Below are 14,689 nucleotides of genomic sequence, written 5' to 3'. Positions count from 1 at the left end.
CTGGGGAGAGGGGTGCGGTCGGCGGCGGTACAGCGAAGGAACGTAGCTCGGCGTTAATCTCTGCGCAATGGATGTCGACGAGATTGTCGACGATTTCGTCAGAGATTTACCCTGCGTGGTGGCGTCTGGAGGGGGTGGCTACGTCCGGCGAATTTCCGCCGATGAGTGCCCTCGCCATCCGGCGAATGGGCACCCTGGCCGCCCGACGTTGCATGATCATGCGTTCTGTTGCATAATCTTGCCATGTCCAAGGTCCTCACCTCCCTCCCCACCGGCGAGCGCGTCGGCATTGCCTTCTCCGGCGGGCTCGACACCTCGGTCGCCGTCGCCTGGATGCGTGACAAGGGCGCCGTCCCGTGCACGTACACCGCCGACATCGGTCAGTACGACGAGCCCGACATCGCGTCCGTGCCCGACCGTGCCTTCGCCTACGGCGCCGAGATCGCCCGGCTCGTCGACTGCCGTGCCGCGCTGGTCGAGGAAGGCCTTGCGGCGCTCGCGTGCGGCGCGTTCCACATCAAGTCGGGCGGGCGCCCGTACTTCAACACCACGCCGCTGGGGCGTGCCGTGACCGGCACGCTGCTGGTGCGGGCCATGCTCGAGGACGGGGTGCAGATCTGGGGCGACGGCTCCACGTTCAAGGGCAACGACATCGAGCGGTTCTACCGCTACGGGCTGCTCGCCAACCCGCACCTGCGGATCTACAAGCCCTGGCTGGACGCGGACTTCGTCACGGAGCTCGGCGGCCGCAAGGAGATGTCGGAGTGGCTGCTCGCGCACGAGCTGCCGTACCGGGACTCGACGGAGAAGGCGTACTCCACGGACGCCAACATCTGGGGCGCAACGCACGAGGCCAAGACCCTGGAGCACCTCGACACCGGGATCGAGACCGTCGACCCGATCATGGGCGTGCGGTTCTGGGACCCGTCGGTGGAGATCGCCACGGAGGACGTGACGGTCGGCTTCGACCAGGGCCGCCCGGTCACCATCAACGGCAAGGAGTTCGCCTCCGCGGTCGACCTCGTCATGGAGGCCAACGCGATCGGCGGCCGGCACGGTCTGGGCATGTCCGACCAGATCGAGAACCGGATCATCGAGGCCAAGAGCCGCGGCATCTACGAGGCGCCCGGCATGGCGCTGCTGCACATCGGCTACGAGCGCCTGGTCAACGCGATCCACAACGAGGACACCGTGGCCGCGTACCACAACCAGGGCCGGCAGCTCGGCCGGCTGCTCTACGAGGGCCGCTGGCTGGACCCGCAGGCGCTGATGGTGCGCGAGTCGCTGCAGCGCTGGGTCGGCGCGGCGATCACCGGCGAGGTGACCGTGCGGCTGCGGCGCGGCGAGGACTACTCGGTCCTCGACACCCGTGGCCCGGCGCTCAGTTACCACCCGGACAAGCTCTCCATGGAGCGCACCGAGGACTCGGCGTTCGGCCCGGTCGACCGCATCGGCCAGCTCACCATGCGGAACCTGGACATCGCCGACTCGCGGGCCCGCCTTGAGCAGTACGTGGGGCTCGGCCTGGTCGGCACCGCCCACCCGACGCCGATCGGCGCCGCGCAGGCGGCCTCGACCGGTCTGATCGGCGCCATGGACACGGGCGGCGCGGAGGCGATCGCCTCCCGCGGCGAGGCCACGGACGAGGAGACGATGCTGGACCGCGCGGCGATGGAGTCCGGCACGGACTGAGACCGGTCGCCGGTCGTACGCACCTGGTCGGCGGGCCCCGGCGGATCTGTTCCGCCGGGGCCCGCCGCGCTTGGGCCCGAGCGTGAGAATCGGCGCGCCCGGACTTGCGCGGCTAAGTAAGTTCGGTCGCCCCGAGCCAAAGGCTGAGGGTTCATCGGTCGCTGGGAGTAGGTCCTGCGCCTCAGGCGCGCTTCGCGCCCGCTGGCTAGGGTCGGTCCGCATGGAGATCACGGGAATCGTTCGTCGCCGGACGGCGGAGCGCGTGCGCGACGCTCTGGAGCGGCTCGTTGCCGAGCGGGATGTATGGGTGTCGACGGCTCACCCTGATCACGGGCCGCACCAGGTGCCGCTGTGGTTCCTGTGGGACGGGCGAGCGGTGTGGATGTGCACCGGCGCCACTTCCGTGACCGCGCGGAACCTCCGCAAAGAGCCGCGCGTGCGCCTCGCGCTACCGGACACCTTCGACGTGGTGCTCCTCCAGGGCGAGGCGGAGTGCTTCCCGGACCAGGAAGTGCCCGGAGGCGCAGCGGAGGCGTTCGCAGACAAGTTCGGCTGGGATCCCCGCGTCGAGGAGGGTTCCTTTCTGTACGTACGCGTGGTCCCGAGGACCGTGCGCGCTTGGCGCGGCGAGCCGGAACTGCGCGGGAGGGTCATCATGCGCGACGGAACGTGGCTGAACCCCGCCTGCCGAGAGCCGTCGTAACCACAGGGCCGGGTCGGCTAGCCCACCAGCCCCAACTCCCGCGCGATCAGCATCCGCTGCACCTCGCTCGTGCCCTCGCCGATCTCCAGGATCTTGGAGTCGCGCCACATGCGGGCCACCGGGTACTCGTTCATGAAGCCGTAGCCGCCGTGGATCTGGGTGGCGTCGCGGGCGTTGTCGACGGCGATGGTGGAGGAGTAGAGCTTGGCGATCGCCGCCTCCTTCTTGAAGGGCTCTCCGGCGACCAGGCGGGAGGCGGCGTCGCGCCAGCCGACGCGGGCCATGTGCGCCTTCATCTCCATGTCGGCGAGCTTGAACTGGATGGCTTGGTAGGCGCCGATGTTCTGCCCGAAGGCGTGGCGCTCCTTGGCGTACTTCACCGACTCGTCGACGCAGCCCTGGGCGAGGCCGGTCGCGAGGGCGGAGATGGCGATGCGGCCCTCGTCGAGGATGCGGAGGAACTGGGCGTAGCCGCGGCCCTCGTCGCCGAGCAGGTTCGCCGCCGGGACGCGGACGTCCGCGAAGGACAGCTCCCGGGTGTCCGAGGCGTTCCAGCCGACCTTCGAGTAGGGGGCGGCCACGGTGAAGCCGGGGGTGCCGGACGGGACGATGATCGACGAGATGCGCGGCCTGCCGTCGTCCTTGCGGCCCGTGACCGCGGTGACCGTCACCAGGCCCGTGATGTCCGTGCCCGAGTTGGTGATGAAGCACTTCGTGCCGTTGATCACCCACTCGTTCGTCTCCGGGTCGAGGCGCGCCGTCGTGCGCGTCGCCCCCGCGTCCGAGCCGCCGTCCGGCTCGGTGAGCCCGAACGCGCCGAGGATCTCGCCGGAGCAGAGGCGGGGCAGCCACTCGGCCTTCTGGGCGTCGGTGCCGAAGAGGTGGATCGGCATGGCGCCGAGCGAGACTCCGGCCTCCAGGGTGATGGCCACGGAGGAGTCGACGCGGGCCAGCTCCTCCAGCGCGATGCCGAGGGCGAGATAGTCGCCGCCCATGCCGCCGTACTCCTCGGGGAACGGCAGCCCGAACAGGCCCATGCGGCCCATCTCCCGCACGATCTCGTACGGGAACTCGTGCCGCTCGTAGAAGTCACCGATCTTCGGCGCGACGACATCGTGGGCGAACTCCTCGACCGTGCGGCGGAGTTCGTCGAGTTCGGGGGAGAGGCGGTGGTCCAGGGACATGGGGTCACTCCTTGTGCTGCTGTGGTGTTCCACCGAGCGCTTTGACGGTGCGGGACGGGCTGGGTCGGCCCAACTGGTCGGCCATCCACACGCTGGTGGCGGTGAGACGGCCGAGATCGACCCCGGTGTCGATACCGAGGCCCTGGAGCATCCATACGAGGTCTTCGGTGGCGAGGTTGCCGGTGGCGGACTTCGCGTACGGGCAGCCGCCGAGGCCGCCGGCGGAGGCGTCGACGGTCGTGACGCCGTGCTGGAGCGCGGCCAGCGTGTTGGAGAGCGCCTGGCCGTACGTGTCGTGGAAGTGCACGCCGAGCGAACTGGTCGGCACACCCTCCTCGTTGAGCTCGGCGAGCAGGGTCTGTACATGGCCGGGTGTCGCCACGCCGATGGTGTCGCCGAGGCTCAGCTCGTCGCAGCCCATGTCGAGCAGCGTCTTGCAGACCCGGACGACCTGATGGATGGGGACGGCGCCTTCCCAGGGGTCGCCGAAGCACATGGAGAGGTAGCCGCGGACGTGCAGCTTCTCCTCCCGCGCGCGGGTCACCACCGGCTCGAACATGGCCAGCGCCTCGTCGACCGTCCGGTTGAGGTTGGCCTTCGCGAAGGTCTCCGTGGCGCTGGCGAAGACGGCGACGCGGGTGGCGCCCAGCGCGCGGGCCCGGTCGAGACCGCGTTCGTTCGGTACGAGTACCGGGAGGTGGACGCCCGGCAGATCCCGTACAAGGGGGAACAGCTGCTCCGCGTCCGCGAGTTGGGGCACCCAGTCCGGGTGGACGAAGCTGGTTGCCTCGATGGTGGTCAGGCCCGCGTCGGCCAGGCGCCGGATGAACTCCGCCTTGACCTCGGTCGGCACGGTCGCCTTCTCGTTCTGCAGCCCGTCGCGTGCGCCGACCTCGTAGATCCTCACCCGGGCGGGCAGATCCTGGGCCGGTACGGCCATGGGCAGTCCCGATACGGTCATTCCGCCTCCTCGTGCGGTGCGATCACGGCGAGGACCTGGTCCATGGCGACCGTCGTGCCGGGTGTGACGTCCAGCTCGCTCACGGTCCCGGCGTGCGGCGCGGAGACGACGTGCTCCATCTTCATCGCCTCGACGACCAACAGGCTCTGACCGGCAGTCACTTCGTCCCCGACGGCGACCTTCACCACGGTCACCGTCCCGGGCATGGGAGCGGTGAGCGAGTCGGCACCGGCATGCGCGGCGCCGGTGAGGGAGGCGGCGACGGGGTCGTGGTCGCGGACGTGCCAGGCGTCGCCGTCGCGGCCGATCCAGTCGCCGGCGCGATGGAAGGTGTGGCGTACGCCGTCCAGGACCACCGACACCTGGCCGGCGGTGACGGTGTGGGTGCCGCGCGGAACGTATTCCACGGGGTCGAGCACACGCAGGTGGAAGCCCACGGGCTTGGGTTCGCCCCCCAGCCGCCAGCCGCTCGGCACCGAGAAGGGGTCGGTCCAGCCCTTCGCACGAGGGGCGAGCGCCTCGAGACGTACGGCAGCGGCGGCCTCGTACACCGCCTCCGGCACCTCCGCCGGGACGAGCCCCTCCGCCTCCCGCTCCACCAGACCCGTGTCCAACTCCCCGGCCACCACGGCGGGGTGGGCGAGCAGTCTCCGCAGGAACCCCGCGTTCGTCTGCACCCCCAGCGTCACCGTCTCCGCGAGGGCGGCCCGGAGCTTGCGCAGCGCGGTCGCGCGATCCGGCCCGTACGCGATGACCTTGGACAGCATCGGGTCGTACAGCGAACCGACCTCGCTGCCCTCACTGAGCCCCGAGTCGGTGCGTACGCCGTCGCCCTGGGGCTCGTGCAGCGCGAGCACCGTGCCCCCGGAGGGGAGGAAGCCCCGGGCGGGGTCCTCGGCACAGACCCGCGCCTCCACCGCGTGCCCCGTGAGTGTGATGTCCCCCTGCCCGTACGGCAGTTGCTCACCGGCCGCCACCCGGAGCTGCCACTCCACCAGGTCGAGCCCCGTGATCAGCTCGGTCACCGGATGCTCCACCTGGAGGCGGGTGTTCATCTCCATGAAGAAGTACGAGGAGGGGTCCTTGCCCGGCACGATGAACTCCACCGTGCCCGCGCCCCGGTAACCGCAGGACCGGGCCGCCTGGACCGCCGCCTCGCCCATCGCGGCGCGGGTCCCGGCGTCGAGGAGCACGCTCGGCGCCTCCTCGATGATCTTCTGGTGGCGGCGCTGCAGGGAGCACTCGCGCTCGCCGAGGTGGACCACGTTCCCGTGGCCGTCCGCCAGGACCTGGATCTCGATGTGCCGGGGGCGGTCGATCCACCGCTCCACGAGGAGGGTGTCGTCGCCGAAGGAGGCGCGGGCCTCGCGCCGGGCGGCCGCGATCTCATCAGCGAGCAGGGACGCATCCCGCACCAGCCGCATGCCCTTGCCGCCGCCGCCCGCCGAGGGCTTCAGCAGCACCGGCATGCCGACCTCGCGGGCGGCGTCGACCAGTTCAGCGTCCGTGAGCCCGCTGCCGGACGAGCCCGGGACCACCGGGACCCCGGCCGCCTCGACGGTCTCCTTGGCGCGGATCTTGTCGCCCATGAGCGAGATGGCTGAGGCGGGCGGCCCGATGAAGACCAGCCCCGCGTCGGCGCACGCACGCGCGAAGGCCGCGTTCTCCGCGAGGAAGCCGTACCCGGGGTGCACCGCCTGTGCCTCCGTCCGCGCGGCGGCTTCGAGGAGCCGCTCGGCCGACAGATAGCTCTCGGCGGCCGGCGCCGGACCGATCCGTACCGCCGTGTCCGCCTCGCGGACATGCCGGGCGTCGGCGTCGGCGTCGGAGAAGACGGCCACCGAGCGCACGCCGAGCGAGCGCAGCGTGCGGATGACCCGGACGGCGATCTCGCCCCGGTTGGCCACAAGTACCGTGTCGAACATTCCCAGCCTCACATCCGGAAGACGCCGAAGCCGGGTTCACCCAGCGGCGCGTTGGCACAAGCGGTCAGGGCGAGCCCCAGCACCTGCCGGGTCTCCAGCGGGTCGATCACGCCGTCGTCCCAGAGGCGGGCCGTCGCGTAGTAGGCGTTCCCCTGGCGCTCGTACTGCTCGCGGATCGGATCCTTGAAGGCCTCTTCGTCCTCGGCGGGCCAGGACTCCCCGCGCGCCTCCAACTGGTCGCGCTTGACGGTCGCGAGGACGGAGGAGGCCTGCTCGCCGCCCATCACGGAGATCTTGGCGTTCGGCCACATCCACAGGAAGCGCGGCGAGTACGCCCGGCCGCACATCGAGTAGTTGCCCGCTCCGTAAGACCCGCCGACCACCACGGTCAGCTTCGGCACGCGTGTGCAGGCGACCGCCGTGACCATCTTGGCGCCGTGCTTGGCGATGCCACCGGCCTCGTACTGCCGCCCGACCATGAACCCCGAGATGTTCTGCAGGAACACCAGGGGGATGCCCCGCTGGTCGCACAGCTCGATGAAGTGGGCGCCCTTCTGGGCGGATTCGGAGAACAGGATGCCGTTGTTGGCGACGATCCCGACCGGGTGTCCGTGGATGTGTGCGAAGCCGGTGACCAGGGTCTGCCCGAACTCGGCCTTGAACTCCGAGAAGCGTGAACCGTCGACCACGCGCGCGATGACCTCGCGTACGTCATAGGGGGTGCGGGAGTCGACCGGCACGGCGCCGTACAGCCCGTAGGGGTCCACCTTGGGCTCCGAGGAAGGCTGGACCGTCCAGGGCAGGGGCCCGCGTGCGGGGAGGGTGGCGGCGATGTTCCGGACGATCCGCAGCGCGTGCGCGTCGTCCTCGGCGAGGTGGTCGGTGACGCCCGACACGCGCGCGTGGACCTCGCCGCCGCCCAGTTCCTCGGCGGTGACGACCTCGCCGGTGGCGGCCTTCACCAGGGGAGGGCCGCCGAGGAAGATCGTGCCCTGATTGCGCACGATCACGGCCTCGTCGCTCATCGCGGGGACGTATGCGCCGCCAGCCGTGCAGGAGCCGAGGACGGCGGCGATCTGCGGGATGCCGGCGCCCGACATCCGCGCCTGGTTGTAGAAGATCCGCCCGAAGTGGTCGCGGTCGGGGAAGACCTCGTCCTGCATGGGGAGGAAGGCGCCGCCGGAGTCCACCAGGTAGATGCAGGGGAGGCGATTTTCGAGAGCCACCTCCTGGGCGCGCAGGTGTTTCTTCACCGTCATCGGGTAGTACGTGCCGCCCTTGACGGTCGCGTCATTGGCGACGATCACGCACTCGCGCCCGCTCACCCGGCCGATCCCGGCGATGACTCCGGCGGCCGGGGCCTGCCCGTCGTACAGCCCGTCCGCGGCCAGCGGGGCCAGCTCCAGGAAGGGCGAGCCCGGGTCCAGGAGCGCGTCCACGCGGTCGCGCGGCAGCAGCTTCCCGCGCGCGGTGTGCCGGTCCCGGGCACGTTGGCCGCCACCCAGCCGGGCCGCGGCCAGCTTCTGCCGCAGCTCCTCGCCCAGCGCGCGATGGGCCGCCTCGTTGGCCCGCCAGGCCTCCGACGCGGGGTCCCCCGCGCTCGTCAGCTCCGGTGCCTCGTGATGCATTGCGCGGACCCCTCACCTTGTTAATGAGCGTTAACGCGTTTCCTTCAGGTTAACGACCGCTAACCTTCCTGTCTAGAATTACCTTCATGGCCACGAGAACCGACGCACCCACCCGTCGCGAGCAGATCCTCAAGGAAGCCGCCCGGCTGTTCGCCGAGCGCGGGTTCCATGGCGTGGGAGTGGACGAGATAGGGGCCGCGGTCGGCATCAGCGGCCCCGGTCTGTACCGGCACTTCCCCGGCAAGGACGCGATGCTCGCCGAGCTCCTGGTGGGGATCAGCGGGCAGCTGCTGACCGGCGCGAAGCGGCGCGTCGCGGAGGCCGACGGGAACCCTTCGGAGCAGGTCCTCGACTCCCTCATCGAGGGGCACATCGACTTCGCGCTCGACGACCGCCCCCTGATCACCCTGCACGACCGCGAGCTGGACCGCCTCCGCGACAGCGACCGCAAGCTCGTACGGCAGCTCCAGCGCCAGTACGTCGAGCTGTGGGTGGACGTCGTGCGCGAGGTCTATCCGTCCCTCGCCGAACCCACGGCCCGCTCGGCGGTGCACTCGGTCTTCGGTCTGCTGAACTCCACGCCGCACCTGGCCCGCCCGGGCTCACTGCCGGGCCGCGCCACCAGCGCCGCTCTGCTGCACCGGATGGCGCGGGGTGCCTTCGAGGCGGCGGGGGCGTGACGAGCGTCTCGGGACGGTTGCTCTGGACGCCGGTCGTGACTGCCCGGTAACCTGAATGCTGAGCAAGCGCTTAGCCTGGGACCGCGACCATCAATTGGGCAACCCCCACGGCGAGCAACCACATACGCGAGAGCGGCGGCGGTTTAGCCGCAAAGAAGGGTGGCGGCGGTGCGCCGTACTGTGTTCAACGAGGACCACGAGGCGTTCCGGGAGACCCTCCGGGCCTTCATCGAGGCCGAGGTCGTCCCCGTCTACGACGAGTGGTTCGCCGCGGGCCAGGCGCCGCGCGACTTCTACTACAAGCTGGCCGAGCTGGGCGTCTTCGGCATCCGCGTGGATGAGGAATACGGCGGCGCGGGCATCGACTCGTACAAGTTCGAGGCCGTGATGTACGAGGAGACCGCGCGTGCGGGTGTCTCCTTCGGCGGCTCGGGCGTGCACGTGCTGCTCGGCCTGCCCTACATCAAGGCGCTCGCCACCGACGAGCAGAAGAAGCGCTTCCTGCCGAAGTTCGTCTCCGGCGAGGAGATGTGGGCCCTCGCGATGACCGAGCCGGGCACCGGTTCCGACCTCGCGGGCATGAAGACCACCGCGAAGCTCTCCGAGGACGGCACGCACTACGTCCTCAACGGCTCCAAGACCTTCATCACGGGCGGCGTGCACGCGGACAAGGTCATCGTCTGCGCCCGCACCTCCGCGCCGACGGCCGAGGACCGCCGCTTCGGCATCTCCCTCTTCGCCGTGGACACCAAGTCCGAGGGCTACTCGATAGGCCGCAAGCTCGACAAGCTCGGGCTGAAGACCTCCGACACCGCCGAGCTGGCGTTCGTCGATGTGAAGGTGCCGGTCGAGGACCTGCTGGGCGAGGAGAACAAGGGCTTCTACTACCTCGGCGGCAACCTGCCCTCCGAGCGCTGGGGCATCGCGTTCGGCGCGTACGCGCAGGCCAAGGCCGCCGTCCGGTTCGCCAAGGAGTACGTGCAGGAGCGCACGGTCTTCGGCAAGACGGTCGCCCACTTCCAGAACACCAAGTTCGAGCTGGCCGCCTGCCAGGCCGAGGTGGACGCGGCCGAGGCCGTCGTCGACCGTGCCCTGGAAGCCCTCGACGCGGGCGAGCTGTCCCCGGCCGAGGCCGCGAGCGCCAAGCTGTTCTGCACCGAGGTCGCGCACCGCGTCATCGACCGCTGCCTCCAGCTGCACGGCGGCTACGGCTTCATGAACGAGTACCCGATCGCCCGCCTCTACGCGGACAACCGTGTGAACAGGATCTACGGCGGCACCAGCGAGATCATGAAGTCGATCATCGCGAAGGACATGGGCCTGTAAGGTTCCCGAAATTACTGGCCAGTAGAAATGGCTCCATGAGTCAGGCACTTCAGTCTCTCCTCGATCTGCTCGACCTCGAGCAGATCGAGGAGAACATCTTCCGCGGCCAGTCCCGGTCCGCCGTCGTCCCACGAGTCTTCGGCGGACAGGTCGCGGCGCAGGCGCTGGTCGCCGCGGGGCGGACGGTCCCCGACGACCGGTTCGCCCACTCCCTCCACTCGTACTTCCTGCGCACCGGCGATGCCGGCGCGCCCATCGTCTACACCGTGGACCGCATCGGCGACGGCCGTTCCTTCACCACCCGCCGGGTGGTCGCCGTCCAGCACGGGCAGCCGATCTTCCACCTCTCCGCGTCCTTCCAGAAACGCGAAGAGGGCTTCGACCACCAGACACCGATGCCGTACTCGCCCGACCCCGCCACGCTCCCCACGGCCGAGGAGCGGCTCCCCACGTACAAGCACCTCGACCCCGACGTCGTGGAGAAGTTCCTGGAGTCGCGCGCCGCGGTCGATCTGCGCTACGTCGACGACCCGCCGTACGGCAGGTTCGGGGAGCCGCGCGAACCGCGCTCGCAGGTGTGGTTCCGCACCAACGGCAAACTCGCCGACGACCCGCTGCTGCACGTCTGCCTGGCCACCTACGTCTCCGACATGACGCTCCTGGATTCGATCCTGCTCGCCCACGGACGCGGCGGCTGGGCCGTCGGCGACGTCGTCGGCGCCTCCCTCGACCACGCGATGTGGTTCCACCGGCCGTTCCGCGCCGACGAATGGCTGCTGTACGACCAGGAGTCGCCGTCCGCGTCGGGCGGGCGGGGCCTGGGCCAGGCCCGCATCTACACGCAGGACGGACAACTCGCCATTTCGGTGATCCAGGAAGGCGTGGTCCGTATCCCGCGGTGAGCGTCCCGCGGTAACACTTGGGGCATGGCTGAAGCTGCACAGGCGGAACAACAGGGCGGCGGCGAGAGCACCTTCACGGTGATCGTCGCCGCCGTCGCCAATCTCGGGATCGCACTCGCCAAGGCCGTCGCCGGCGTGATCAGCGGATCCAGCGCGATGCTGTCCGAGGCGGCGCACTCGGTGGCTGACGTGCATCGAGATACTCCTGCTGTACGTCGCCTGGGTCCTCGGCCGCTCCAATGCCGAGTTGTTCAGCGGGCGCCCGCTGCCCCGAAGTCGTGCGGGAGCGCAACCGGGCCGAACTGCTCGCCGTGGAGTACGGCGATGCGGCTTTTGAGGCGACGACCCTTGTCCAGGGACCCCGCGATGCGCTTGTCGCGGCGAAGGTCGGCTTCCGAGATGTGTCCATGGCCGGCCAGATCGAGTGGGCCTGCGAACAGGCGGAGGTGCGGGTGCGCGGGAGTTGTTCCCCGGGGTGAGTCGTGTTGGGAGCAGTCCTTGGATTGGTCGGTCAGCGGTGGTCATTTCGGGCAGGGGGCGTGGTCAGTGATGAGAGATCGGGCTGGTGATCGTCTTCGGGCATTCTCGTGCGGATTGGATCACTTGTTTGCCAATCGCCGACATGTACGCCATAGGTGTGAGGTGTGGCGTTAGTTTCGGTTCGTCGAGATCATCACGGGTGAGACGGGGTGGGGCGTGGGGAAGCGGGTGCGGGGTGGGAAGGGGCGTGAGCTGCGCCCCTACCGTGCACTGGTGGCCCCGTTCGTGGTCGCGCCGCCGTCCGGGTGCCGGATCCGTACCCGGCTGCATGTGTCGCCGACGGATGCAGGGGTGCTGCGTGCGGTCGGGGAGCATCTTGGTGCGCTGGCCGGGGCGGACCTGGCGGCCCGGGTGCGGATGGGGAACGTTCCGACCGCGCAGACCCGGCGGGCGGAGCGGAAGAAGGCTCTGACCGCCCAGTCGTCGTCGCGGTGGGCGGGTGCGATCACCCGCACCTCCGAGGATCAGTATCAGCTGGGCAGGCGGGCGTTGAACGCCCGGATCGGGTCCCTGCGGCGGGCCATCGGCGCGATCGAGGCCCGCCTCGCCGTCCCGCCCGGTACCAGCGTGCGCCGAGGGCGTCGTACGGTGCGCGGCTACGCGGACCACGGGGAGCGGCGGGCCAAGCAGCAGCGCCTGCAGATCTTGAAAGGTGATCTGCGGCAGGCGGTGCGGGAGCGGGATTCCGGCCGGGTGCGGGTCGCCCGGGGCGGGCGGCGGCTGCTGAACTCCCGCCACCATCTTTACGGCAGCGCGCCCGGGCCGAAGCCGTTGACCGAGGCGGCCTGGCAGGCTCAGTTGGGTGGTTGGGGTGAGGAGTGGTCGGCGCGGCGGATGTTCCTGACGGCGGACGGGGAGGCGGGGGCGCCGTTCGGGAACTACACCATCAGCATCACCCCCACCGACGGTGCCATCGCCCTCGTCCTGCCCGAGCCCCTGCGCCAGAAGTACGCGAATGCCCCGCGCGGTCGCTACGTCCTGGATGCGGCAGCCGTCTTCACCCACCGGGGCGAGCAGTGGGCCGACCGGATCAGCGCGGGTGCTCCGGTGCGCTACGACATCACCTACGACCCGAGCCGCAGGCGTTGGTACCTCGACGCCTCCTGGTCCACCGTCAAGAAAGGCCAGCAGGTTCCCGTCGCCACCTTGGATGTGCTGCGCGCGCACCAGGTGCTGGCGGTGGACGTCAACGCCGACCACCTGGCCGCCTGGATCCTCGACCCGTGCGGCAATCCCGTCGGCGCGCCCCACACCCTGCCCCTGGATCTGGCCGGGCTGCCCGCCTCCACTCGGGATGCCCGGCTGCGCGAGGCAATCACCCAGCTCATCCACCTTGCTCAACTCCACGACTGCGCGGCGCTGGTGATCGAGGACCTGGACTTCACCGACGCCCGCACCACCGGCCGGGAGAAGCTGGGCCGGGGGCGACGCGGGAAGACCTTCCGCCGCATGGTGGCTGGGATCCCGACGGCGAGGTTCCGTGACCGGCTCGCCGGGATGGCGCACCATGCCGGGCTTTCGGTGATCGCCGTGGACCCGGCGTACACGAGCAAGTGGGGTGCCCAGCACTGGCTGAACCCCCTGAAGGAACAGGCTTCTCCCGGCACGACCACCACCGTCACGGGGCATCATGCCGCTGCGGTGGTCGTCGGCAGACGCGGTCTGGGCTGCACGGCCCGGCGCAGGAAAGACGGATCCCGCCAAACCCCCACCACCACCGCCCTGCGGCGTGTCGAGGTGGGGGCCGTGCGACCGGAGGATCGCACCGGGCCAGCCGTCCCCGAAACGCCGAGTCACCGCACCCCAGGCCGCACGGAGCGGACAGCTCCGGGAAGGACGACGCGCGGCACCACACCCGTGGTGCGTCAGACGCGAACGCGCCCACCCGGAAAGCACCCGCCCCACGGCCTCACCACCGTTCGGGGGCCCAGCAATCCGAACCAGCAACTCCAACTGTTCGGAACGCCCGACATGGCCAACACCGGCCAATCAACTTAGGAACGGTGTATCTGGATCCGACGCCGGGGCATGGGCAGCGGCGCGAGGAGGGACTGAATCCATGGCTGTGACAGCCCAGCGGGCCTGTCCCCGTCCCTGCAGGACGAGGCCGTTGGCCGACTACAGGATTCTTTTGGGGGCGGAGGGGTTCTAAGCCAGACCCGCCGCGTCCAGGAGGTACGCCGTCATCGGGTCGTAGAACCGCGGGCTGGTCACGTGGTCGTCCAGCGGGATCGCTACCTGGAGGGTGCCCTCGGACTCGGCGAGGAACAGGGCGGGGTCGTTGCAGTCGGCGTAGCCCATGGAGTCGATGCCCTGCTGGCCCGCGAAGCCGGCCCAGCCGTGGTCGGCGAAGACCAGGTCGGGCAGCGGGCGGCCCTCGCGCTCCAGGCCGCCGAGGATCGCTCGCATCGGCTCACCCGAATGGGTGTGCCAGAGGGTGGCGCCGTGTTCGAGGACGGCGACGTCCGCGAACTGCATCACATACCCCTCGTCCGTCTGCAGCCCGTCCGGGATGACGACGATCTCGCAGCCGGCCGCGCGCAGGGCGGCTGCGGTCGCGCGGTGCACGTCGAGCAGACCACCGGGGTGCCCGGTCGCGAAGAGCACGCTCTGATTGCCGTCGGCCGCCTTGCGCAGCCGCGCGGCCGCCCGGTCCAGGGCGTCGACGGTCAGCTCCGGGTCGATGGTGTCCTGCCCGTACCGGTACTCGGGGTCGTCGTTCACGCCGCAGCGCTCCGCCATCACCGCGAGTACGTCCTGCTCGTCGCTCCAGCGGTCGCCGAGCTCGAGTCCGAGCCACCAGTTGCGCTCGCCGTTCGCCAGCTTGCGGTAGTGAGAAAGGTTGTTCTCGCGGGGAGTGGCTACGTCGCCCGCGATACGCGTCCTGACGAGGTGGTCGACGAGCTCTTGGCGGCTGGGGATCCCGGGTATCGGCATGGGTCCATTGTGCCGTCGGCGCCGCCGGGCGACCCGGATGTCCCGAACCCTGGGACACGGGTCACTTGGGTGTACGGGGTCGGGTGAGCCTGCGCCGCCGTGTCGCCGCCGACCCGAGTGACCGGGCTCCGCCGCTCCGCGACGGGCTTTCCCGGACCGCTCCGCGCCAGAACACTCCCAGCCGCTCCGCGGCGTGCTTCCCACCCACCCA

Annotated in this window: 11 protein-coding genes and 1 pseudogene; 7 read left to right on the top strand and 5 right to left on the bottom strand. The window is 70.2% G+C overall.

Going from position 1 to position 14,689, the window contains the following annotated elements; all coding sequences use genetic code 11:
* The first annotated feature begins 243 nt into the window (after positions 1-243).
* Both argG and OG219_RS18065 read left to right on the top strand, forming a co-directional pair.
* On the top strand, positions 244-1,692 hold the full coding sequence (gene argG / locus OG219_RS18070) for an argininosuccinate synthase (protein ID WP_266827817.1): 1,449 nt from the start codon (positions 244-246) through the stop codon (positions 1,690-1,692).
* A gap of 220 nt (positions 1,693-1,912) precedes the next feature.
* Positions 1,913-2,395 (top strand): pyridoxamine 5'-phosphate oxidase family protein, encoded by a 483-nt coding sequence (locus OG219_RS18065; RefSeq protein ID WP_266827815.1) that lies wholly within the window; start codon positions 1,913-1,915, stop codon positions 2,393-2,395.
* Between the two features lie 17 nt (positions 2,396-2,412).
* Here the strand turns inward: OG219_RS18065 and OG219_RS18060 are convergent, their stop codons facing one another.
* Genes OG219_RS18060 through OG219_RS18045 form a run of 4 tightly spaced genes read right to left on the bottom strand, consistent with a single transcriptional unit; the run spans position 2,413 to position 8,093 of the window.
* A complete protein-coding gene (locus OG219_RS18060; RefSeq protein WP_266836133.1) occupies positions 2,413-3,573 on the bottom strand; it encodes an acyl-CoA dehydrogenase family protein in 1,161 nt (386 codons plus the stop codon).
* 10 nt (positions 3,574-3,583) lie between these two features.
* A complete protein-coding gene (locus OG219_RS18055; protein WP_266827813.1) occupies positions 3,584-4,540 on the bottom strand; it encodes a hydroxymethylglutaryl-CoA lyase in 957 nt (318 codons plus the stop codon).
* Positions 4,537-6,465, bottom strand: coding sequence for a biotin carboxylase N-terminal domain-containing protein (locus OG219_RS18050; protein WP_266827811.1), 1,929 nt, complete (start codon positions 6,463-6,465; stop codon positions 4,537-4,539). Before OG219_RS18050 ends, OG219_RS18055 begins: the two co-directional genes overlap by 4 nt.
* A gap of 8 nt (positions 6,466-6,473) precedes the next feature.
* Complete coding sequence (locus tag OG219_RS18045) at positions 6,474-8,093, bottom strand: carboxyl transferase domain-containing protein (protein WP_266827809.1); 1,620 nt, start codon at positions 8,091-8,093, stop codon at positions 6,474-6,476.
* An 86-nt stretch (positions 8,094-8,179) separates the two neighbouring features.
* Between OG219_RS18045 and OG219_RS18040 the strand changes: the two genes are divergently transcribed.
* From OG219_RS18040 to OG219_RS18020, 5 genes and pseudogenes are all read left to right on the top strand, one after another.
* The gene (locus tag OG219_RS18040) at positions 8,180-8,773 is read left to right on the top strand and encodes a TetR/AcrR family transcriptional regulator (protein WP_266827807.1); all 594 of its coding nucleotides are present in this window, start codon (positions 8,180-8,182) and stop codon (positions 8,771-8,773) included.
* A gap of 168 nt (positions 8,774-8,941) precedes the next feature.
* A complete protein-coding gene (locus OG219_RS18035; RefSeq protein WP_266827805.1) occupies positions 8,942-10,099 on the top strand; it encodes an acyl-CoA dehydrogenase family protein in 1,158 nt (385 codons plus the stop codon).
* A 35-nt stretch (positions 10,100-10,134) separates the two neighbouring features.
* Positions 10,135-11,001, top strand: a complete 867-nt coding sequence (gene tesB, locus OG219_RS18030; protein WP_266827803.1) for an acyl-CoA thioesterase II — start codon at positions 10,135-10,137, stop codon at positions 10,999-11,001.
* Between the two features lie 24 nt (positions 11,002-11,025).
* Positions 11,026-11,551: pseudogene (locus tag OG219_RS18025) on the top strand (cation transporter).
* Positions 11,552-11,754: 203 nt separating this feature from the next.
* Positions 11,755-13,539 carry a hypothetical protein gene (locus tag OG219_RS18020; protein ID WP_266827800.1) on the top strand — a complete coding sequence of 595 codons (1,785 nt, stop codon included), beginning with the start codon at positions 11,755-11,757 and terminating at the stop codon, positions 13,537-13,539.
* A gap of 150 nt (positions 13,540-13,689) precedes the next feature.
* On the opposite strand, the gene OG219_RS18015 is transcribed toward OG219_RS18020, so the two are convergent.
* Positions 13,690-14,478: a phosphatase gene (locus OG219_RS18015; protein WP_266827798.1), complete on the bottom strand. Its 789-nt coding sequence runs from the start codon at positions 14,476-14,478 to the stop codon at positions 13,690-13,692.
* Positions 14,479-14,689 lie beyond the last annotated feature (211 nt).

It is taken from the genome of Streptomyces sp. NBC_00038, assembly GCF_026343635.1.
GTDB lineage: Bacteria > Actinomycetota > Actinomycetes > Streptomycetales > Streptomycetaceae > Streptomyces.
Note: the sequence above shows the minus strand (reverse complement) of the source record. Positions and strands in the feature narration are given on the sequence as shown.

What these genes read in the sequence shown, in the direction of transcription:
- OG219_RS18040 (WP_266827807.1), top strand. Translation starts at nt 8,180, where the DNA reads ATGGCCACGAGAACCGACGCACCCACCCGTCGCGAGCAGATCCTCAAG.
- argG (WP_266827817.1), top strand. Translation starts at nt 244, where the DNA reads ATGTCCAAGGTCCTCACCTCCCTCCCCACCGGCGAGCGCGTCGGCATT.
- OG219_RS18055 (WP_266827813.1), bottom strand. Translation starts at nt 4,540, where the DNA reads ATGACCGTATCGGGACTGCCCATGGCCGTACCGGCCCAGGATCTGCCC.
- OG219_RS18045 (WP_266827809.1), bottom strand. Translation starts at nt 8,093, where the DNA reads ATGCATCACGAGGCACCGGAGCTGACGAGCGCGGGGGACCCCGCGTCG.
- OG219_RS18015 (WP_266827798.1), bottom strand. Translation starts at nt 14,478, where the DNA reads ATGCCGATACCCGGGATCCCCAGCCGCCAAGAGCTCGTCGACCACCTC.
- OG219_RS18065 (WP_266827815.1), top strand. Translation starts at nt 1,913, where the DNA reads ATGGAGATCACGGGAATCGTTCGTCGCCGGACGGCGGAGCGCGTGCGC.
- OG219_RS18050 (WP_266827811.1), bottom strand. Translation starts at nt 6,465, where the DNA reads ATGTTCGACACGGTACTTGTGGCCAACCGGGGCGAGATCGCCGTCCGG.
- tesB (WP_266827803.1), top strand. Translation starts at nt 10,135, where the DNA reads ATGAGTCAGGCACTTCAGTCTCTCCTCGATCTGCTCGACCTCGAGCAG.